The following is a 19,124-nucleotide window of genomic DNA, read 5'->3' on the forward strand; positions in this document are numbered from 1 at the left end:
CGGTCAAGCCGACGCGGGACGAAACGCGCACATTCCGCGATGGGCGAACCGGCGGGCGTGCGGCGCGTCGCGGGTGCGCGCCGGGGTCCCGGCACCGCTCAGGCGGGCGCGCCCACCCTCGGCAGCGTCACGTCGAAGCGGCATCCGCCCGGCACGTTGCGCACGCTCACGCCGCCCGCGTGCGCGGCGACGATGCCCTGCACGATCGCGAGGCCGAGCCCAGCGCCCGCGGCGATCGGGTCGGCGGGCGCCTCGCTCGGCGAGCGCGACGGCGTGCCGCGCCACCCGGCGCGGAACACCTTCGCCAGGTCCTCCTCGGGGATGCCGCCGCCCGCGTCGGTGACGCTGAGCGCGACGTGCTCGTCGCCCGTCTCCTCCGCGGTGACCTCGATGCGGCTGCCCGGCGGCGAGTGCTGGATGGCGTTCATGAGCAGGTTGCCGACGACCCGCGAGAGCTCGCGCGCGTCGCCCGTGACGGTGAGGTCGCCCGCGCGCGACTCGACGATCGTCACCTCGCGCGAGCGGGCCAGCGGCAGCAGCTCGGCGACCGCGTCGGACACGAGGTCGAACAGCGACACCTGCTCCATCTCGAGCGCGAGCGCGCCCGACTGGATGCGCGAGAGCTCGAACAGGTCGTCGACCATGCTCGAGACGCGGTCGACCTGCACGCGCATCTGCGCGTGGTAGCGGGCGGGGTCGTCGACCATGTCGTCCTCGAGCGCCTCGGCCATGGCCCGGAGTCCGGCGAGCGGGGTGCGCAGGTCGTGCGAGATCCACGCGATGAGCTCGCGGCGCGAGGCGTCGATTCGCGCCACCTCGGCGCGCGAGTCGGCGAGGCGGCGGCTGGCGTCGGCGAGCTCGGCGGCGAGCGCGGCGAACTCGGTGCCCTCGCGGCCGTCGGGCTGCACGGTCTGGCCGTCGCCGACCGCGCGGGCGATCTCGCGCAGGCGCCGGGTGTTGCCGACGAGGATGCGGCCGAGCACCGCGCCCACCCCGAGCGCGACCACGCCGCCGACCACGACGACCCAGCCGGTCACGAGCAGGTCGTGCTCGGAGAGGTACATGGCGTTGGCGACGGCGATGGTGCCGGCGCCGACCGCGAGCACGGTCGAGAGCACGACGATGACGACCTGCACCATGATCGACGCGCGACGGGCCGCGACGAGCGCGAGCAGGCCGGCGGCGCCGACGAGCAGCGCGGCGACGCCGGCGATGCCGACGATGGCGAGGAGGTCGGGCAGCGGGATCATGCGGCGAACCGGTATCCCACGCCCCACACCGTGGTGAGGTGCTGCGGCTCGGTGGGGTCGTCCTCGATCTTCTCGCGCAGGCGCCGCACGTGCACCGTCACGGTCGAGAGGTCGCCGAAGTCCCACTTCCACACGGCCTTGAGCAGCTGCTCGCGGCTGAACACCTGGTGCGGATGCTTCAGCAGGAACGCCAGCAGTTCGAACTCGCGCACGCTGAGCGAGAGCTCCTCGCCGTGCTTGGTCACGACCCGGTCGGCGGTCGCGAGATGGAACGCGCCGAGGTCGAACGGCGCCTCGGGGGCGAAGTCTGGGAGGCTCCGGCGCAGCACCGACTGCACGCGCAGCACGAGCTCGCGCGGCGAGAACGGCTTCGCGATGTAGTCGTCGGCGCCGGCCTCGAGGCCCTCGATGCGGTCCTCGGTAGAGCCGAGCGCGGTGAGCATGATGACCGGCACCGGGCGCTCGGCGCGGATGCGGCGGCACACCTCGACGCCGTCGATGCCCGGCAGCATCCGATCGGCCACGACCAGGTCGGGCGGCACGCGCGCCGCCTGCCGGAGCCCCGCGATGCCGTCGCGCTCGGCGTCGACGATGAACCCGGCGGCGCGCAGGTAGCGGCAGACGACCTCCAGCACGGTGGGGTCGTCCTCGATCACGAGCACGCGCCGGTCGACGAGGGCCTCGTCGACCGCGGGCCCGCCCTCGGGGTTCGGTTCGGCCACGTGCCAAGAATAGGACGCAGGCGGGTTGCGGGGCGGTGGATGCGGCGCCGCAGCGCCCCTCGTCCCGGAATCGTAAGACTTGGCCTGCTGCGCTCCGCCCGCCCGCTCCCTAGTGTCGGACTCGTGACCGTATCTGCCGTCGACGTCGTGCTCCCGTGCCTCGACGAGGAGGGGGCGCTCCCCCGCGTGCTCGCCGGGCTGCCCGACGGCTACCGTGCGCTCGTCGTCGACAACGGGTCGACCGACCGCTCGGCCGAGGTCGCGCGGGCGGCCGGTGCGACCGTGATCGCCTGCCCCGTGCGCGGATACGGGGCGGCGGTGCACGCCGGGCTCGAGGCATCCGTCACCGACATCGTGGGGTTCGCCGACGCCGACGGCTCGCTCGACCTGGGCGAGCTGCCCGCGCTGGTCGCGCTCGTCGAGAGCGGCGCCGACCTCGTGATCGGGCGGCGCGTGCCGGTCGAGCGCGGTGCGATGCCGCTGCACGCCCGGTGGGGCAACGCCGTGATCGCCCGGCGCGTGCGCGCGATCACCGGGGTCTCGCTGCGCGACATCGGGCCGATGCGGGCGGGGCGGCGCGAGGCGCTGCTGGCGCTCGGGCTCGACGACCGGCGGAGCGGCTACCCGCTCGAGCTCGTGCTGCGCGCGGCAGCCGACGGGCTGCGCATCGCCGAGGTCGACGTGACCTACCGGCGCCGCATCGGCGTCTCGAAGGTGACCGGCACGGTGCGCGGCACGATCACCGCGGTGCGCGACATGTCGGCCCGGCTGCGGGAGGCCGCCCGGTGACGGCGGTCGCGGTGATCGCGAAGGCATGCCTGCCCGGGCATGCGAAGACGCGGCTGCACCCGCCGTACTCGCTCGCGCAGGCCGCGACGATCGCCCAGGCGTGCGTCGACGACACCCTCGACCTCGCGCGGGCGCTGCCGGCCACGCGGCGCATCCTGTTCCACGACGGCGAGCTCGGGGCGACGGATGCCTCGGGGTTCGAGGTGCTCGACCAGCCCGCGGGCGGGCTGGACGCCCGGCTCGGGTACCTCTTCGACGCGGTCGACGAGCCGCTCGTGCTGATCGGCATGGACACGCCCCACGTGCGCCCCGAGGCGGTGCTGCCGGCGTTCGCGGATGCGCCCGGGGTCGACGCCTGGCTCGGCCTCGCGACCGACGGCGGGTTCTGGGCGCTCGCGATGCGCGCGCCCGACGGGGCGCTGCTGCGCGGCGTGCCCATGTCGCAGGACGACACCGGCGCGCTGCAGCTCGGCCGGCTGCGCGAGGCGGGGCTCGCGGTGCGGATGCTGCCCGAGGCATCCGACATCGACACGGCCGCCGATCTCGCGCCCGCCGTCGCCGCCGCGCCCCAGGGCCGGCTCGCGCGCGTGGTCGCGGAGCTCGTGCCGGAGGAGGGCGCGCCGTGAGCCGGCCGACCGTCGGGGTGGCGATCGAGCCGCGCTTCGGCGCGGGCGGCCACGATCCGTACGACCGCGCGCTGCGCGACGGGCGCGCGACCCTGGAACTCGCGCACGTGGACGCGACCGGCAGGGCGGCCACCTCGCCGATCGACGTCGCCCGCTTCGCCGCACCCGCCGACGAGGCCGACCGGTCGACGCTCGACGGCGTGCGCGGCGCGGTGCTCGACGCCGGCTGCGGCCCGGGGCGGATGGTGCTCGCGGCGATCCTCGCGGGGCACCTCGCGCTCGGCGTGGACGTGTCGGCGGCCGCGGTCGCGGTCGCGCGCGCCCGCGGGCTGCCCGTGCTGCACCGCTCGGTATTCGACCGGCTCCCGTCGGAGGGCGCGTGGGGCGCCGTGCTGCTGCTCGACGGCAACGTCGGCATCGGCGGCAGCCCCGCGGCGCTGCTCGCCCGGTGCGCAGCGCTACTCGACGCGCACGGCCGCGTCGTCGTCGAGACGCACGTCGACCACGACGCCGATCACGCGTTCGAGGGCGTGCTGCACGACGGCGCGGGCGGGCGCAGCCTCCCGTTCCCATGGGCGCACCTCGGCGTGCGTGCGCTCCCGGCTCCCGCGGCATCCGCCGGCCTCGCCGTGCGCGACGCCTGGACCGTCGGCGACCGATCCTTCGCGGCCCTCGAGCCCGCCTGACCTCGCGCCAGGGGCTCAGGCCCGGCGGCGGTCCCGCGCGTGGAGCGCGGAGACGCCGACGGCGACGAGCACGGCGATCGCGAGCCACGCGACGGCGAGCGCCAGCGCGTACTCGCCCGCGAGCACGGTGGGGTTGCGCGGGCCGCGCGCCTGCGCGATGAGCAGCGGCACCACGAGGATCGTGACGAGCGCGCCGATCGCGAGACCTGCGCCGATCAGCGAAGCGGCGCCCCGGGGCATCCGACCGCCCACCCTGCGCAGGCCACCGCCGACCGCCGCAGACGCGGGCGCGAGGATCGCGTCGTGCAGCACGATCGCCCCGGCCAGCCAGATCACCACGGCGAGCACCTGGTCGAGCCGCTGCTCGGTGAACAGCAGGAACCCGCCGTAGAGCGCCAGGCCGACGCCGACCACGACGAGCGCCACGCGCGCGGCCCTCATGCCTGCACCTCGATCCGTTCGATCCACTTGGTCTGCACGACGCCCGGGCGGGCCGGCGCGATGATGCGCGCGGGGTACCCGTGCTCGAGGTCGAGCACCTCGCCGTTCAGCTCGAGCGCGACGAGCGTGAGCGGGTCGCGCGCGAACTCGGGCCCCATCTCGGAGGTGCGGAACGCCCCGCGCGGCTCGAGGCTGGTGATGAAGACGGATGCCCCTGACGGCGCCCCGACCGCCTCGAGCAGGTCGCGCATGGCGACGCCCCGCCAGTGCGCCGTCGTGCTCCAGCCCTCGACGCACGCGATCGGCAGCACGGCCTCGCTCTGGGGCATCGCGGCGAGCTCGTCGCGCGTGAACGGCTGCTCGGTGCCGTCGTGCGCGACGGTCAGCCGCCAGTCGGGGTCGCGCGCGAGGTCGGTGACGCCCGCCTGCGCTGCGGTGCGGTTCACGGGCAGGCCCTGCGGGCCGTCGCCGCGGCGGCGCGGCGCGAACACGTTGAACGGCTCGAGCCAGGCCCAGGTCTGGCCGGCGGTCGTGGCGACGAGCGCCACCGACGCCGTCGCGACGGTCGCGAGCAGCGCGCGGCGGCTCATGCCGGAGTCAGGCATCGGCGTCTCCTTCCCGGGGCGCCGGGGTCGCGGAGTCGGCCGATTCAGGGGCATCCGACCCCCGGCGCCAGTACCGCACGATGTCGGGCAGCTTCACCGCCACGTGCACGGCCAGCGCGCCGACCAGCACCCACGCGAGCGCGAAGTGCGTGCGGCGGAACGAGAACTCCCACGGGTACCACTGGTACGTGTTGACGAGGCCGATGAGCGGCTCCATGACCGCGACGGCCACGAGCACGGCGATCGACGTGCGCTCGATCGCGTGCGGGATCGAGCGCACGGGCGGCCACTCGAAGAGCTTCGGGTAGACGGTCCAGAGCTTCGCGAACAGCAGCGGGAGGAGCGCGATGCCGACCGTGACGTGCACGCCCTGGCTGGCCTGGTAGAGCCAGACGGGCCGCGTCGGGAACACCATGCCCGGCAGCGGGTCCTGCAGGAAGTGGCTGTAGAGGCCCGTCGCGAAGCAGATGAGGAAGGCGGCGCCGAGGAGCCGCCCCAAGACGACCGCGGTGCGCGGATGCTTCGCGGGGTGCGCGAGCTCGGCCCGCACCCCCGCGAACCGTCGTTCCGCGACGACGGCGAGTCGATCGGTCACGCCGCTCATGCGTGCCATTCTCGTGACGAGCGGGGCGGAGGCCGAGCGTCTTTCCTTACGGTCCGCGAACACCGGCCCGCTGCGCCTCGCACGCGCGGCGCCCGGCACGGCACGATCGAAGCAGCCCCGCACGACGAGAGGACCCGCACCGTGACCGCACCCGCACCGCACGCAGCGCACGGCGTCGAGATCGGCGTGATCGGCGGCTCCGGCCTGTACGGCCTGCTCGACGACGACGCGCAGCCCGTCGACATCGCGACCCCGTACGGCCCGCCGTCGGGTCCGCTCGTGATCGGCGCGCTGGAGGGCCGCCGGGTCGCGTTCCTCAGCAGACACGGGGCGGGTCACGTGATCCCCCCGCATCGCCTCAACTTCCGGGCGAACATCTGGGCGCTCGCGAGCCTCGGCGTGCGTGCCATCGTCACCTCGGCCGCGGTCGGCGGGCTCGTGCCCGAGGCGCGCCCGGGACGGTTCGCGCTGCCCGACCAGTTCATCGACCGCACCGTCGGCCGCGCCGACACGTTCTTCGACGGCCCGTCGGTGCAGCACCTCGCGGCGGCCGACCCGTTCTGCCCCGAGCTGCGCCGGCACGCGGCATCCGCCGTCACCGCACTCGGCGAGGACCTCATGACCGAGGCGACCACCGTCGTGATCCAGGGGCCGCGCTTCTCGACCCGCGCCGAGTCGCGCCTGTTCCGCTCGTGGGGCGCGCACCTCGTGAACATGACGCAGTACCCCGAGGTCGTGCTCGCCGCCGAGCTCGGCGTGGGCCTCGTGAACCTGTCGTTCGTGACCGACACCGATGCCGGCGACGAGGCGGGCGAGGCCGACGCGGTCGACCCGCAGCTCGTGTTCGACCGCATGGCGGCGGCCGAGCCGCGCATCCGCGCCGCGATCACCGCGATGGTCGGCGCGGTGCCCGACGCCTACACCGCCCGGCAGTTCGTCGACCCGGCGGCCGTCGCGGCCGTGCTCGCGCAGGCGCCCGTGGTGGCCTGACGTGCTGCTCGTCACCGGGGGCGCCGGCTTCATCGGCTCGCACGTCGTCGAGGCGGCCGTCGCGCGCGGCGAGCGCGTGCGGGTGCTCGACGCGTTGCGGCCCGAGGTGCACGGCGGGGCGCGGCCGGTGCTGCCCGACGGGGTCGAGCTGGTGCAGGGGTCGGTGACGGATGCCTCCGAGCTGCGCGCCGCCCTCGACGGCGTGACCGCGGTGTGCCACCAGGCTGCGAAGGTCGGGCTCGGCGTCGACTTCGCCGATGCGCCCGACTACGCCGAGACGAACGTCACCGGCACGGCGGTGCTCCTCGCCGAGATGACCGCGGCGGGCGTCGACCGGCTCGTGATCGCGTCGTCGATGGTCGTCTACGGCGAGGGGCGCTACCGCGACGGCGACCGGGTCGTGCTGCCGCCGCCGCGCGCGGTCGACGACCTCGAGCGCAGCGTGTTCGATCCGCTCGGCGCCGACGGCCGGCCGCTCGTGCCCGTGCTGGTCGGCGAGGACGAGACGCTCGACCCGCGCAACGTGTACGCCGACACGAAGCTCGCGCAGGAGCACCTGGCGTCGTCGTGGTCCAGGGCGACCGGCGGCCGCGCGGTGATGCTGCGGTACCACAACGTGTTCGGGCCGCGGATGCCGCGGGACACGCCGTACGCAGGGGTCGCGTCGATCTTCCGCAGCGCGCTCGAGCGCGGCGAGGCCCCCGGGTGTTCGAGGACGGCGGGCAGCGCCGGGACTTCGTGCACGTGCGCGATGTGGCGCGGTCGAACCTCGCCGCGCTCGACGGGCTCGCGGGCCTGCCCGACGGCGCGGCGCGCGCATTCAACGTCGGCAGCGGCACGCCGCGCACGGTGCTCGAGTTCGCGACGGCGCTGGCCGACGCCTTCGGCGGGCCCGCACCCGTCGTCACGGGCGAGTACCGCCTGGGCGACGTGCGGCACATCACCGCCTCGTCGGCCCGCATCGCCGACGAGCTCCGATGGCGCGCCGCCGAGCCGTTCGACGCAGCGGTGCGCGAGTTCGCGACCGCTCCCCTGCGAGCCGCGCCCTGACCTGACTAGAGTGATCCTCATGTCCGGCGCCCCGCCGAGGGCGATCGTCGACGAGGGGCGGCAGTCATGCCGAAGCCAGACGAACCGCACGCGCGCACCGACCAGCCCGAGGGGCTGTGGCGCGCGACCATGCGCTACGTGCCGGTCGGGCTCGCGCTCTTCGCGGTGCAGCTCGACTTCTTCGCGCTGAACCTCGCGCTGCCGACCATCGCGAAGGACCTCGGCGTGCCGGTCACCGACCTGCAGTGGATGCTGAGCGGCTACCTGCTGAGCCTCGGCTCGTGCTTCGTGCCGGCGGGCAAGCTCGGAGACACGATCGGCCGCCGCAAGGTGCTGATCATCGGCATGATCATCTTCGGCGGCACGAGCCTCGTCTGCGCACTGGCATCCGCAGCCCCGTGCTCATCGCGTTCCGCGTGCTGCAGGGCATCGGGTCGGCGCTCATCATGCCGAACGCGTTCGCGCTCATCGCCGCGACCGCGCGCCCTGAGCAGCGCGCCCGCATCATGGGCATCATGCTCGGTCTCTCGGGCTCGGGCACGGCACTCGGCCCCGTGATCGGCGGCGGGCTCGCGTCGGTCGCGGGCTGGCGCTGGGTGTTCCTCATCAACGTGCCGGTCGCGATCATCGCGGCGATCGCGGCGGCCCGCCTGCCCGAGTCGACCGCCGACGGCCGCACGAGCGTGCGCAGCATGGACTGGCTCGGCGTGGTGCTCGTGACCGCGGGGCTGGCGCTCGCGTGCGTCGGCATCGACAACACGACGAACCTCGGCCTCGCGTCGCCGCTCACCTGGGCGCCGGCGGCGATCGGGGCGGTGCTGCTCGTGTGGTTCTTCCGGCACGTGGCCCGCAGGGAGCATCCGCTCATCAACCTGCGGCTGTTCCGCGAGCGCGGCTTCGTCTTCGTGCTGCTCGCGGGCACCGCGCTCAACATCGCGTTCATCGTGTTCGTGTTCGCCGCGACCCTGCAGCTGCAGGAGGTGCGCGGGCTCTCGGCGGCGGAGTCGGGGTTCGTGTTCATGCTCGCGGCGGTGGGCGTGGCCGCGTGCGGGCCGACCGCGGGGTTCCTCACCGACCGCTTCGGCGCCGGCTGGGTGCTGAGCGCCGCCTGCGTGCTCGCGACCGCAGCGGTCACGGGCATCGCGCTGGCCCAGAACCTCGTGGTCTACACGATCGCGCTGGCGTTCTGCGGGCTCGGCTGCGGCATGGGTTTCTCGGTGTCGCAGATCGGCGCGGCCGACCTCCTGCCCGCCAAGCTCGCGGGCGAGGGCAGCGCGCTCGCACTGACCTCGATGATCGCGCTCGGCGGCGTCGGCGCGGTCATCGCGGGCGCGGTCATCGAGGCGCTCTCGGGCACGCCGAAGGCCTGGTCGCTCACCGCGCTGCTGCTCGGCCTCGCCGTGCTGCTCGCGCTCACCGCGGTCGCGACCATCGCGAGCACGCTGCGACGGCAGGGCTTCTCGACGACGGCGCGCTCCAGCTGAGCGGGCGCGCTCAGCCGACCAGCGCGATCAGCCCGTAGTACACCGCGTAGACCGGCCAGACGATGGCCTGCAGCAGGCCGAGGATGACCGCCCAGAAGCTGCCGTCGGAGCGGTCGATGAAGTAGATCGCGGCCCCGATGTAGGCCAACAGGAAGAAGAATCCCCACTGCCCGGCCGATCCGTAGTTGCGGCTTCGATCGCTCATGGCGCCCTCCCGCGGGGCGCGCTCGGGCGGCGGCCCCTCATCGCCAGCGTATTCCCGCACGATTCGCACCTGCAACGCACGCCCGCGACGCCCCGACGCGCTAGGTTGATCGCCATGCCGGCACGCCCACTCGACCGAATCGTCGGTGCCGTGTGCCTGGCCGCGCTCGTCGTCACGTCGACCGCCGCCGGCGTGCACAGCACCGAGGCCCGAGCGGATGCCGCCGCGCTCGCGTCGTACGACGACGCCGTCGTGGTGCTCACCGGCGCCCGCACCGACGCCGACCAGGCGAGCGCCGACCTCGACGCCACGCGGGCAACCGCCACCGATGCCGCCGACGCGGCCACCTCGGCGCTCGAGGTGGTCGACCCCGAGCTGCTCGACGACACCGCCACCGTCGAGGCGCTCGAGGCGGCTCGCGACGAACTCGCGACCGCCGACGAGGTGATCGACGGGTACCTGGCGGAGACCGCATCCGACCCGGACGACGACCTCGGCGCCGCACCCGCCACGCGAGACGAGCACGCGTCGGCGGCCGTGCGGCTCATCGTGCGTGCGGGCGTGCTCGACACCGCAGCGGGCACGATGCGCGACTTCGACGCCTCGCTCGCCGAACTCACCGCCGCGGTCGACGGGGCAGCGCTCGACCTGGCCGCCTCGGCGCACGCGCACGGTACGGCGACGGATGCCCCGGAGCTGGCCGGCGACGAGGCGACCGACGCGTACGCGGCCGCCGTCGGTGCGCTCGACGGCGTCGCCGCATCCGATCTCGCCCCTGCACTCTCCGCGTACCAGGACGCGTGGGCCGACGCGGTCGCCGCGCACGAGGCGGCGGAGGAGGCTGCGCGCGCCGCCGCCGAGGCATCCGCCCCGCCCCCGGCCGCGAACACGTCCGACGGGGTGCAGCCGACGTACATCCGCGGCATCCTCGTGGTGAACAAGACCTACGGGCTGCCGAGCTGGTACGGCAACGGCCTGACGGCCGAGACCGTGAACGCCTACGAGCGCATGCGCGCCGAGGCGGCGGCATTCGGCCTCGACCTCTACATCTCGAGCGGGTTCCGGTCGTACGCGACCCAGGCGTCGATCTACAACCGGTACGTCGCGAACGAGGGCGTCGCCGCGGCCGACCGCCATTCAGCCCGGCCCGGGCACAGCGAGCACCAGACCGGGCTCACCTTCGACCTGAACACGATCACCGAGGCCTTCGGGCGCACCGCCGAGGGGCAGTGGGTCGCGCAGAACGCGCACCGCTTCGGATTCATCGTGCGCTACCCGCCCGGTAAGGAGGCGATCACCGGCTACGTCTGGGAGCCGTGGCACCTGCGCTACCTGGGAGTGGGCACCGCGAGCGAGGTGTACGCGAGCGGGCTGAGCCTCGAGGAGTACCTGGGCATCACGTCGGTGTACCGCTGAGCCGGGGCGCGCTCAGCCGCCGCGCCTCCCTCGCCAGAGCACCGGCTCGACGTCGCCGGCCCCGTGATCGAGCTGGTAGTCGAGGTTCACGGCCGCGTTGATCAGCGCGAGATGACTGAACGCCTGCGGGAAGTTGCCGAGCTGCTCGCCGGTGAGGCCGATCTCCTCGGAGAACAGGCCGAGGTGGTTGGCGTAGGTCAGCATCTTCTCGAACGTGTACCGCGCCCGGCCGGTGTGCCCCGACCGCGCGAGCGCGTCGACGTACCAGAAGGAGCAGAGCGTGAACGTGCCCTCGGAGCCGCGCAGGCCGTCGGGTGACGCGCTCGGGTCGTACCGGTAGACGAGGCTGTCGGAGACGAGCGTCTCCTCCATGGCCGCCATCGTCGACAGCCACATCGGGTCGCGCGGGGCGACGAACCCCATCAGCGGCATCAGCAGCAGCGAGGCATCGAGCACATCGGTGTCGAGGTGCTGCACGAAGGCGCCCCGTTCGGGATTCCACCCGGTCGACATGATCTCCTCGTAGATGCGGTCGCGCTCCGCGGTCCAGCGCTCGATCGATGCGGGGCGCCCACGACGCTGTGCGAGGCGGATGCCCCGGTCGAGCGCCACCCAGCACATGAACCGCCCGTAGGTGAAGTGCTGCTTCCCGCCACGGGTCTCCCAGATGCCCTCCTCCGGCTCGCCCCAGTGGTCGCAGACCCAGTCGAGCATGTCGCGCACCTGGTCCCAGCCGCGGTGCGGCAGCTCGAGGCCGTGCGTGTCGGCGAGGTGGATCGCCGACATCGCCTCGCCGTAGATGTCGAGCTGCAGCTGATCGGCCGCGCCGTTGCCGACGCGCACCGGGCGCGAGCCCCGGTAGCCGTCGAGCTCGTCGATGGACTCCTCGACGAGGTCGGAGGAGCCGTCGACGCGGTACATGATCTTCAGCGGCCCGGAGTCGTCGCCGACGCTCTCGTGGATGCGGTCCATGAGCCACTTCACGAACGCCTCGGCCTCGTCGATGTGGCCGATGCCGAGGAGCGCGTACACCGAGAACGAGGCATCGCGGATCCACGTGTAGCGGTAGTCCCAGTTGCGCTCGCCGCCCACCTGCTCGGGCAGCGCCGCGGTAGGGGCGGCGACCAGCGCGCCCGTCGGTGCGTAGGTCATGAGCTTCAGCGTGATCGCCGACCGCGACACGATCTCGCGCCAACGGCCGGAGTAGGTCGACGTGTCGGTCCACTCCCGCCAGTACTCGCGCGTCTGGTGGTACAGGTCCTCGAGCTCCTGCTGGTCGAGCTGCCGGGGCTCGACATCGCCCGACGAGAGCACGACGCCGGTCGTCTCCCCCGCGTGCAGGGTGATGGTGATGCGCACGCCGTCGCCGGTCGGCTCGATGTGCCCGGCCCGGCGGCCGTCGTGCAGCACGGGCCCGCCGATGCGGTGCAGCGTCAGCCTGCCGGCATCCGATGCGAAGACGATGCCCGCCCCGTTCACGATCTCGACCGTGTGGGGTGCCCGCCCGTAGTCGAACCGCGGCTCGATCTCGCCGACGAACGTCATCGTGCCGCGCACGACCCGCACCTTGCGCACGAGTCGGTGCTCGTCGGTCGCCTCGCCGCCCGTGACGGGCATGAAGTCGATCACCTCGCCGACGCCCGCCTCGGTGAGGAACCGCGTGACGAGCATCGCGGTGTCGGGCAGGTAGAGCTGCTTGGTCACGAAATCATCGGTGTCGGGGCGGATGCGGCAGAAGCCGCCGCGCTCGGCGTCGACAAGCGACCCGAAGACGCTCGGCGAGTCGAACCTGGGGCAGCAGAACCAGTCGATGGTGCCCTCGCGGTCGATGAGCGCAGCCGTCTGAAGGTCGCCGATGATGCCGTGATCGCTGATGTCCGGGTAGTCGCCCGCCACCGTGGTCCCCGTCCCGGGGGTGCTCGCACGGCTCCCCCGGCAGCAGGCTCGCACCCGGCGCACGCGAGGTCAAGGGCGACGGCAGGCGGATGCCTCGAATTCGACGAAGTCCGAGGGTTTATCGATAATGCACTTCTCGTGGCATTCTCCGCCGAAATACGTGAATCGGGAATACACTGCGAATATGGCAAAACGAGTCATCGAACAATTCGTCGACGATCTCGACGGTTCCGTGCTCGACGGCGACGCGGAAACCGTGCGATTCGCACTCGACGGCACCTCCTACGAGATCGACCTCTCACCGAAGAACGCCTCGGCACTCCGCTCCGACTTCGAGAAGTACGTCACGGCGGCCCGCAAGGCGAGCCTCGGCGGCCCCGCGCGGAAGCGGCGCTCGAGCGGCGGGTCGACCGACACGGCCGCGATCCGCGAGTGGGCGCGCGCGAAGGGCATCGACGTGCCGTCGCGCGGCCGGCTGCCCAAGAGCGTGATCGACGCCTACGGCGCCGAGGGCTGAACCGCCCCTCCTCGTGGATTCCGACGAGTTCCGCGCGCTGCTGGTGGCGCGGCGCGAGGAGTTCGTCGCGGCCGCCGGCGCCCATGATGCGACCGAACGCGAACTCGCCTCGGCGCGCGGCGACTCGACAGCCGACGACGAGCACGACCCCGAGGGCGTGACGATCTCTGCCGAGTGGTCGCAGCTCGCGGGCCTGCGCGAGGCCGAGCGGCGTGAACTCGAGGAGATCGACGCCGCGTTCGCGCGCCTGGAGGCCGGCACCTGGGGCACCTGCGTCGACTGCGGGCGCCGCATTCCGGTCGGTCGCCTGCGCGTGCGCCCCGAGGCGGCCCGCTGCGTGGAGGATGCGGCGCGGGCCGAGCGCTGACCCCTTCCACCGGCACATTCCTCTGACTAAGGTCAGAGGATGACCGACCCCCGCGTCGCGCCGATCCGCGCGTTCAACCGCACCACCACCGAACGCCTCGGCGTGCTCGAGGAGCAGTACCTGGCGCGAGGGCGACCGCTCGGCCAGGACCGCGTCCTCTGGGAGATCGGCACGTCGGGCGCCGACGTGCGCGAACTACGCGCCCGGCTCGGACTGGATTCGGGGTACCTCAGCAGGCAGCTGCGCGCCCTCGAGCAGGAGGGGCTCGTCGCTATCGAGACGTCGCCCGACGACGCGCGGGTGCGCCGGGCACGCCTCACCGCGGCCGGCACGTCCGAGCTCGACGAGCTCGACCGTCGTTCGGACGACCTGGTGGGCGACATCCTCGCCCCGCTCACCGAGCGCCAGCGCGACGCCCTGGTCGACGCGGCCGACACCGTCCGGCGGCTGTTCACCGCCTCCGCGGTGTCGATCCAGGCCGTCGACCCGGCGACGGCGGCTGCCCGGACCGCCGTCGAGGCGTACCACCGCACGCTCGACGCGCGCTTCCCGGGCGGTTTCCGCGCGGAGCGCAGCCGCCCCGCGGCCGACGACGCGTTCCGCGCGCCGCGCGGCGCGTTCCTCGTGGCCGTGCACGGCGACCGCCCGGTCGGATGCCTCGGGCTGGCCTTCCCCGACGACCGGACCGCCGAGCTCCGCCGCATGTGGGTCGCCGACGACCTCCGCGGTGCCGGGCTGGGCCGCCGGCTGCTGGCAGAGGCGGAGCGCCGCGCCGCCGACGCGGGCGCCCGGAGCATCCGACTCGAGACGAACGGCTCGCTCACGGAGGCGATCGGGCTCTACCGGGCATCCGGCTACCGCGAGGTCGCACCGTTCAACGACGAGCCGTACGCGCACCACTGGTTCGAGAAGCGGTTCGCCGACGACCCCGCGTCCGCGCCCCGCGTCGGGTTCATCGGCCTCGGCATCATGGGCCGGCCGATGGCGGAGCGCCTCGCGGGCAGCGGTGTGCCGCTCACCACGTGGACCCGGACCCCGACCGACGACGCCTGGCCCGTGGGCACCGACGTGCGCAGCGCGGCATCCGTCGCCGACGTCTTCGCCGGTTGCGACACCGTGTTCGTCATGCTCCGCGACGCCGACGCGGTCGACGCGGTGCTGCGCCGAGCCCCGGGCGGGCTCGCCGCGCTCGTGCGCGGTCGGACGATCATCAACACCGGCACCCTCTCCCCCAGCTTCTCGCGCACCCTCGCCGACGAGGTCGAGCGGGCAGGCGGATGCTACGTCGAGGCGCCCGTCTCGGGCTCGCGCATCCCCGCCGAACGCGGCGAGCTCGTGGCGATGCTCGCCGGCCGGGCCGACGACCTCCGGCGCATCCGCCCGCTGCTCGAGCCGCTCTGCGCGCAGGTCACCGACTGCGGCGCCGTGCCGGCCGGGATCGAGATGAAGCTCGCGGCCAACGTGCTCGTGCTCGCGACCATGTCGGGCCTCGCGGAGTCGTTCCGCTTCGCCCGCGCGCACGGCCTCGACGTCGGGCGCCTGCGCGACATCCTCGACGCCGGGCAGATGTCGTCGCCGATCTCGCGCGTGAAGACCGCGAAGCTCGTCGCCGAGGACTACGCCGCCCAGGTCGCCGTCACGGATGCGCTCGCGAACGCCCGCCTCATCGCCGACGCGGCGGCGGCCACGGGCGTGCCCGTGCCGCTCACCGAGTGCAGCGGCGACCTCCTCGCCGAGGCGGTCGCGCGCGGCGACGGCGCGCTCGACGCGGTGGCGATGGCGCGCACGTCAGGTGCGACGGAACGTTGAGCCTCAGCCCCCGTCGGCGGCAACCTCGGGCTCGACCTCGGGTTCTCGGCGCGCCGACACCTCCGCCGGGAGGTTGCGCGAGAGGAAGAGCGAGAGCACGAGCAGCGCGAACACGATGAAGATCGCCTGCTTGAGCGCGTCGAGCTGCGAGTCGGCGTAGTCGCTCGCGATCGCCGTCGCAGTGGCCTCGTCGCCGCCCGCGTCGAGTACGAGCTGCTCGGCCTCCGCCTCGGAGACGATCGGCACGCCCGCCTCGACCCGCTCGATCACCTGGCTGCGCACATCGCCGGAGACGTCGGCGTTCACCTGGATGGCGGAGACCAGTCCCGAGCCGAGCAGCGTGATGAACACGGAGCCCACGATCGCGGTGCCGAACGACGACCCCAGGTTCTGGAACGTGCCCTGCAGCCCGCCGACCTCCGACGAGTCGTCCTGCTCCACCGCCGACATGTTCACGTTGCCGAGCTGCGAGGCGAGCAGGCCGAACCCGGCGCCGGCGATGAACATGCCGATCGCGAACGGCCAGCCGACCAGCTCGGGTTGCAGCGCGACGAGGATGAAGAGGAGCCCGACGGCCATCGTGACCTGGCCGAGCTGCGCGATGCGCCGCGCCGACCTGCGGGCGGTGAGCCAGGACCCCACCGCGGAGAACACGACAAGGCCGAGCGACAGCGGCAGGATGCGCAGCCCCGTGCCGAGGGCGTCGTAGCCCTGCATCGTCTGCAGGTAGACCGGGATGACGAAGAACAGCGCCGCGACCGCGAAGTACTGCACCAGGAACCCGGAGAGCCCGCTGCGCAGCGCGGCGATGCGGAAGAGGCGCACCTTGAGCAGGGGCATCCGCCCGCTCTCGGCCAGCTTGTGCTGACGCAGGAGGAACCACCAGAGCACCATGACGCCCGCGAGGATGAGGTACGTCACCGGCGAGATGCCGAGCGGCGCGATCTCCACGCCGCCGATCTCCGGCGGGGCCACGGGCACGAACCAGCCCCAGGTCTTCGACTGGAGCACGCCCAGCACGAGCATGGCCATGCCGCCGGCGGAGAGCAGCACGCTCGGCACGTCGATGCCCAGGCCCCGGTCGGCGGCGACGTCCTTGATGCGCCCCGAGACGATGAGGATGCCGATCATCACGATCGTCTCCGCGACGAACACGTACCGCCACGAGGAGTAGGTCGTGACGAGTCCGCCGATGAGCGGGCCGGCGGCCGCGGCGAGGCCGGTCACCGCGCCGAGGATCGAGAACGCGACGACGCGCGCCCGACCCTCGTAGTTGATCGCTGCGAGCGAGGCGATCGCCGGGATCACGAGCACCGCGCCGAGCCCTTCCACGACCGACCAGCCGAGGAGCAGCACGGTGAGGTTCGGACTCAGCGCCGTCACGAGCGACCCGACGCCGTAGATCACCGCGCCGATGCGGAACGCGCGCGAGCGCCCCCACTTGTCGCCGAGCTTGCCGCCCGTGAGCATGAACGCGGCCATGGTCAGCGTGTAGAACGTGATGGCCGCCTGCATGCCCGTGATCGAGGTGCCGAGGTCGGACGCGACCTGCGAGATCGACACGTTCATGACCGTGCTGTCGAGCACCATCACGAACTGCGCCACGGCCAGGACGACGATCACGAATCCGTGCTTCACAGCACCGACCCTAGCGGCGCCGGGCCTCGCCGTGTGGCGGAACGACGAAGCCCCCGGCACGTATCCGTACCAGGGGCTCCGCTTCGGTGGACCCAGGGGGATTCGAACCCCCGACCTTCTCATTGCGAACGAGACGCGCTACCAACTGCGCCATGGGCCCGAGCGACATTCACCATATCACCACGGCGAGCGCACTCCGAATCGAGCGGCGCCCCGCCCGCGCGGCCGTTCAGCCCGCGACGCGGCGACGTCGCAGCACGGCGTCGAGGTCGGTCAGACCGGGCCCCGTGTCGCCCACGACACCCATCGACGCGTAGCGGTTCGGCGCTGCGGAAGCCTCCTCCGCGGCCGCCGATGCGGATGCCCCGGCGCGAGGCTGCGGCGCCTGCACCGGCGCCCGCTGCCCGTCGCTGCGCGCCGGTGCCGCCTGCTCGCGCCCGGCGATGCGCGACCCGTAGCCACCGGTCACGCGCGCGGCGATCGACGTCACGTCCGGGCGCATTGCTGCGGCCCGCTGCTCGAGCGCGGCCTCGCTCGCGGCACGCCGCAGCTGCTCCGCCGCCTCGATCGACGCCATGGCGGTCGCGGCGATGCTGCCGCGCGAGAGCACGAGCGGCTTCGGCAGCGGCTGCGGGGTCCAGCCGCCCTCGGCGGCCTCCCGCGTGAACTCGATGGGCTCGAACGTCGCCTGCTGGGGTGCGGGCGCATCGGATGCCACGGGCTGTTCCGCCGCCGCGGGCGCGACGCGTCGGCGCGCCAGCGCCACGATGCCGCCGAACGAGGCGACCATGCCCGCGCCACCGGCGAGCGCGACGAACTCGCTCATGCCGAACGCGAGCCCGACGAGGCCGACCACGACCGTGATGAGCGAGAGCAGCAGGCCGAGCGAGCACATGGCGCGACGCCGGCGCAGTCGTCGGCGGGCCGCGCCGCTCGCCTCGCGCACGGTGGCGGCGGCGACACGGCGCGCCTCTGCGGCGCGCAGCCGCGCGGCCTTCTCCTCGGCCTCGGCGAGCGCGCGCCGGGCCTCGGCCTCGTGCTCGGCGGCACGTTCCTGCTTGCGCAGCAGCCGCTCCTGCTCGGCGATCGCGCGCGCGTTCGCCTCGACGGTCACGGGCTCGGGGTCTCCGACGTCTCGGCGAGGATGCGGAGCGTCTGCTGGAGGCGCACGGTGTTGCGCTCGGTCGCGAGGTACTGGCCTCGCCGCACCCAGCTCGGGAGCAGGTATGCGATCCAGAGCACGGCGGCGACGGCCAGAAGGATCCCCCGCCGAGCACGTCCATGCGCCAACGGTACGGCCGCGCGGAACCGGCCGACAACAGCGCTCCGGCGTGTCCGCGCGATCTGGCCGAGCGCAGCGCCCGGGCGCTACCGGTCGGGCTGCAGCGGGTACGCGGCCGCGGCCCGGTCGTCCGGGCTGATCCGCGCGGCATCCGCCGGCACCCGGCCCTCGCGCCAGCGCCGCAGCACGCCGCCGCGCACCTCCTCGACGACGAGCGCGAAGCAGAAGTGGTCGCGCCAGTCTCCGTCGATGTGGATGTACCGCCGACGCAGCCCCTCGTAGCGGAACCCGAGCTTCTCGACGACCCGCAGCGAGGCGGCGTTCTCGGGGCGGATGCAGATCTCCATGCGGTGCAGGCCGAGCTCGAAGAAGCAGTGGTCGGTGGCCAGCGCGACCGCGGTCGGCGTGATGCCGCGCCCGGCAGCGCGCTGCACGACCCAGTAGCCGATGGTCGCCGACGAGACCGAGCCGTAGGTGATCGACGAGACGTTCAACTGCCCGACGAGCTCGCCCGAGTCCTCGATGAGGAACGGGATCGCAGATCCGGCGCGCGCGTGCGCCAGGAGGTTGCGGATGCTCCCCCGGGTATCGAGGCTCGACGAGCCGGCGGGGTGCGTCGCCTCCCACCGGCGCAGCCAGGCGCGGTTGTCGAGCAGTTCCCGCTCGAGGGCCCGCGCGTCTCGCACGCGGATGGGGCGCAGGGTCACCGCGCCGTCACGCAGCGTGGGAAGCGCGGGACCGGCCATC

The 19,124-nt window shown here is 73.6% G+C and carries 21 protein-coding genes, 1 tRNA gene and 1 pseudogene; 11 read left to right on the forward strand and 12 right to left on the reverse strand.

Going from position 1 to position 19,124, the window contains the following annotated elements:
• Nucleotides 1-98: 98 nt before the first annotated feature.
• Nucleotides 99-1,250 (reverse strand): sensor histidine kinase, encoded by a 1,152-nt coding sequence (locus tag QUE38_RS02775; protein WP_286310073.1) that lies wholly within the window; start codon nucleotides 1,248-1,250, stop codon nucleotides 99-101.
• Nucleotides 1,247-1,972 carry a response regulator transcription factor gene (locus tag QUE38_RS02780; protein ID WP_286310075.1) on the reverse strand — a complete coding sequence of 242 codons (726 nt, stop codon included), beginning with the start codon at nucleotides 1,970-1,972 and terminating at the stop codon, nucleotides 1,247-1,249. The genes QUE38_RS02775 and QUE38_RS02780 overlap by 4 nt, the downstream gene beginning before the upstream one ends.
• Nucleotides 1,973-2,095: 123 nt before the next feature.
• On the opposite strand from QUE38_RS02780, the gene QUE38_RS02785 reads away from it, so the two are divergent.
• The 3 genes from QUE38_RS02785 to QUE38_RS02795 are packed head-to-tail and all read left to right on the forward strand — an operon-like array spanning nucleotide 2,096 to nucleotide 4,073.
• A complete protein-coding gene (locus QUE38_RS02785) occupies nucleotides 2,096-2,761 on the forward strand; it encodes a glycosyltransferase family 2 protein (RefSeq protein WP_286310076.1) in 666 nt (221 codons plus the stop codon).
• The gene (locus QUE38_RS02790) at nucleotides 2,758-3,387 is read left to right on the forward strand and encodes a TIGR04282 family arsenosugar biosynthesis glycosyltransferase (RefSeq protein WP_286310077.1); all 630 of its coding nucleotides are present in this window, start codon (nucleotides 2,758-2,760) and stop codon (nucleotides 3,385-3,387) included. Before QUE38_RS02785 ends, QUE38_RS02790 begins: the two co-directional genes overlap by 4 nt.
• Nucleotides 3,384-4,073, forward strand: coding sequence for an SAM-dependent methyltransferase (locus QUE38_RS02795; RefSeq protein WP_286310078.1), 690 nt, complete (start codon nucleotides 3,384-3,386; stop codon nucleotides 4,071-4,073). The genes QUE38_RS02790 and QUE38_RS02795 overlap by 4 nt, the downstream gene beginning before the upstream one ends.
• A gap of 15 nt (nucleotides 4,074-4,088) precedes the next feature.
• Here QUE38_RS02795 and QUE38_RS02800 read toward each other — a convergent pair whose 3' ends face one another.
• The 3 genes from QUE38_RS02800 to QUE38_RS02810 are packed head-to-tail and all read right to left on the reverse strand — an operon-like array spanning nucleotide 4,089 to nucleotide 5,723.
• Nucleotides 4,089-4,514, reverse strand: coding sequence for a hypothetical protein (locus QUE38_RS02800; RefSeq protein ID WP_286310079.1), 426 nt, complete (start codon nucleotides 4,512-4,514; stop codon nucleotides 4,089-4,091).
• Nucleotides 4,511-5,119 (reverse strand): molybdopterin-dependent oxidoreductase, encoded by a 609-nt coding sequence (locus tag QUE38_RS02805; RefSeq protein ID WP_286310080.1) that lies wholly within the window; start codon nucleotides 5,117-5,119, stop codon nucleotides 4,511-4,513. The genes QUE38_RS02800 and QUE38_RS02805 overlap by 4 nt, the downstream gene beginning before the upstream one ends.
• The gene (locus QUE38_RS02810) at nucleotides 5,112-5,723 is read right to left on the reverse strand and encodes a hypothetical protein (RefSeq protein WP_286310081.1); all 612 of its coding nucleotides are present in this window, start codon (nucleotides 5,721-5,723) and stop codon (nucleotides 5,112-5,114) included. The genes QUE38_RS02805 and QUE38_RS02810 overlap by 8 nt, the downstream gene beginning before the upstream one ends.
• A 141-nt stretch (nucleotides 5,724-5,864) precedes the next feature.
• On the opposite strand from QUE38_RS02810, the gene QUE38_RS02815 reads away from it, so the two are divergent.
• The 4 genes and pseudogenes from QUE38_RS02815 (at nucleotide 5,865) to QUE38_RS02830 (ending at nucleotide 9,247) form a co-directional block, all read left to right on the forward strand.
• Complete coding sequence (locus tag QUE38_RS02815) at nucleotides 5,865-6,713, forward strand: MTAP family purine nucleoside phosphorylase (RefSeq protein ID WP_286310082.1); 849 nt, start codon at nucleotides 5,865-5,867, stop codon at nucleotides 6,711-6,713.
• Between the two features lies 1 nt (nucleotide 6,714).
• Nucleotides 6,715-7,484, forward strand: a pseudogene (locus tag QUE38_RS02820) (NAD-dependent epimerase/dehydratase family protein); the annotation flags it as partial.
• A 345-nt stretch (nucleotides 7,485-7,829) separates the two neighbouring features.
• Nucleotides 7,830-8,321: an MFS transporter gene (locus tag QUE38_RS02825; RefSeq protein WP_286310083.1), complete on the forward strand. Its 492-nt coding sequence runs from the start codon at nucleotides 7,830-7,832 to the stop codon at nucleotides 8,319-8,321.
• Complete coding sequence (locus QUE38_RS02830) at nucleotides 8,210-9,247, forward strand: MFS transporter (protein ID WP_286311628.1); 1,038 nt, start codon at nucleotides 8,210-8,212, stop codon at nucleotides 9,245-9,247. The genes QUE38_RS02825 and QUE38_RS02830 overlap by 112 nt, the downstream gene beginning before the upstream one ends.
• Before the next feature lie 10 nt (nucleotides 9,248-9,257).
• Here the strand turns inward: QUE38_RS02830 and QUE38_RS02835 are convergent, their stop codons facing one another.
• Nucleotides 9,258-9,452 (reverse strand): hypothetical protein, encoded by a 195-nt coding sequence (locus QUE38_RS02835; protein ID WP_281885371.1) that lies wholly within the window; start codon nucleotides 9,450-9,452, stop codon nucleotides 9,258-9,260.
• A gap of 114 nt (nucleotides 9,453-9,566) precedes the next feature.
• On the opposite strand from QUE38_RS02835, the gene QUE38_RS02840 reads away from it, so the two are divergent.
• Nucleotides 9,567-10,868, forward strand: coding sequence for a M15 family metallopeptidase (locus QUE38_RS02840; protein ID WP_286310085.1), 1,302 nt, complete (start codon nucleotides 9,567-9,569; stop codon nucleotides 10,866-10,868).
• 12 nt (nucleotides 10,869-10,880) lie between these two features.
• Here QUE38_RS02840 and QUE38_RS02845 read toward each other — a convergent pair whose 3' ends face one another.
• On the reverse strand, nucleotides 10,881-12,764 hold the full coding sequence (locus QUE38_RS02845; protein ID WP_286310086.1) for a glycoside hydrolase family 15 protein: 1,884 nt from the start codon (nucleotides 12,762-12,764) through the stop codon (nucleotides 10,881-10,883).
• A 184-nt stretch (nucleotides 12,765-12,948) separates the two neighbouring features.
• Between QUE38_RS02845 and QUE38_RS02850 the strand changes: the two genes are divergently transcribed.
• Genes QUE38_RS02850 through QUE38_RS02860 form a run of 3 tightly spaced genes read left to right on the forward strand, consistent with a single transcriptional unit; the run spans nucleotide 12,949 to nucleotide 15,457 of the window.
• A complete protein-coding gene (locus QUE38_RS02850; RefSeq protein WP_286310088.1) occupies nucleotides 12,949-13,281 on the forward strand; it encodes a histone-like nucleoid-structuring protein Lsr2 in 333 nt (110 codons plus the stop codon).
• 13 nt (nucleotides 13,282-13,294) lie between these two features.
• Nucleotides 13,295-13,648 (forward strand): TraR/DksA family transcriptional regulator, encoded by a 354-nt coding sequence (locus QUE38_RS02855; RefSeq protein ID WP_286310089.1) that lies wholly within the window; start codon nucleotides 13,295-13,297, stop codon nucleotides 13,646-13,648.
• 39 nt (nucleotides 13,649-13,687) lie between these two features.
• Nucleotides 13,688-15,457: a GNAT family N-acetyltransferase gene (locus QUE38_RS02860; protein WP_286310091.1), complete on the forward strand. Its 1,770-nt coding sequence runs from the start codon at nucleotides 13,688-13,690 to the stop codon at nucleotides 15,455-15,457.
• Between the two features lie 3 nt (nucleotides 15,458-15,460).
• Here QUE38_RS02860 and QUE38_RS02865 read toward each other — a convergent pair whose 3' ends face one another.
• The 5 genes from QUE38_RS02865 to QUE38_RS02885 form a co-directional block, all read right to left on the reverse strand.
• Nucleotides 15,461-17,095, reverse strand: a complete 1,635-nt coding sequence (locus tag QUE38_RS02865) for an MFS transporter (protein ID WP_286310093.1) — start codon at nucleotides 17,093-17,095, stop codon at nucleotides 15,461-15,463.
• A gap of 87 nt (nucleotides 17,096-17,182) precedes the next feature.
• Nucleotides 17,183-17,255, reverse strand: a tRNA-Ala gene (locus tag QUE38_RS02870).
• A 69-nt stretch (nucleotides 17,256-17,324) separates the two neighbouring features.
• Nucleotides 17,325-18,209 carry a hypothetical protein gene (locus QUE38_RS02875; RefSeq protein WP_286310094.1) on the reverse strand — a complete coding sequence of 295 codons (885 nt, stop codon included), beginning with the start codon at nucleotides 18,207-18,209 and terminating at the stop codon, nucleotides 17,325-17,327.
• Nucleotides 18,206-18,337 (reverse strand): hypothetical protein, encoded by a 132-nt coding sequence (locus QUE38_RS02880; RefSeq protein WP_286310096.1) that lies wholly within the window; start codon nucleotides 18,335-18,337, stop codon nucleotides 18,206-18,208. Before QUE38_RS02880 ends, QUE38_RS02875 begins: the two co-directional genes overlap by 4 nt.
• 126 nt (nucleotides 18,338-18,463) lie before the next feature.
• Nucleotides 18,464-19,123, reverse strand: coding sequence for a GNAT family N-acetyltransferase (locus QUE38_RS02885; protein ID WP_286310097.1), 660 nt, complete (start codon nucleotides 19,121-19,123; stop codon nucleotides 18,464-18,466).
• Nucleotide 19,124 lies beyond the last annotated feature (1 nt).

It is taken from the genome of Agromyces mangrovi, from assembly GCF_030296695.1.
Classification (GTDB): Bacteria; Actinomycetota; Actinomycetes; order Actinomycetales; family Microbacteriaceae; genus Agromyces; species Agromyces mangrovi.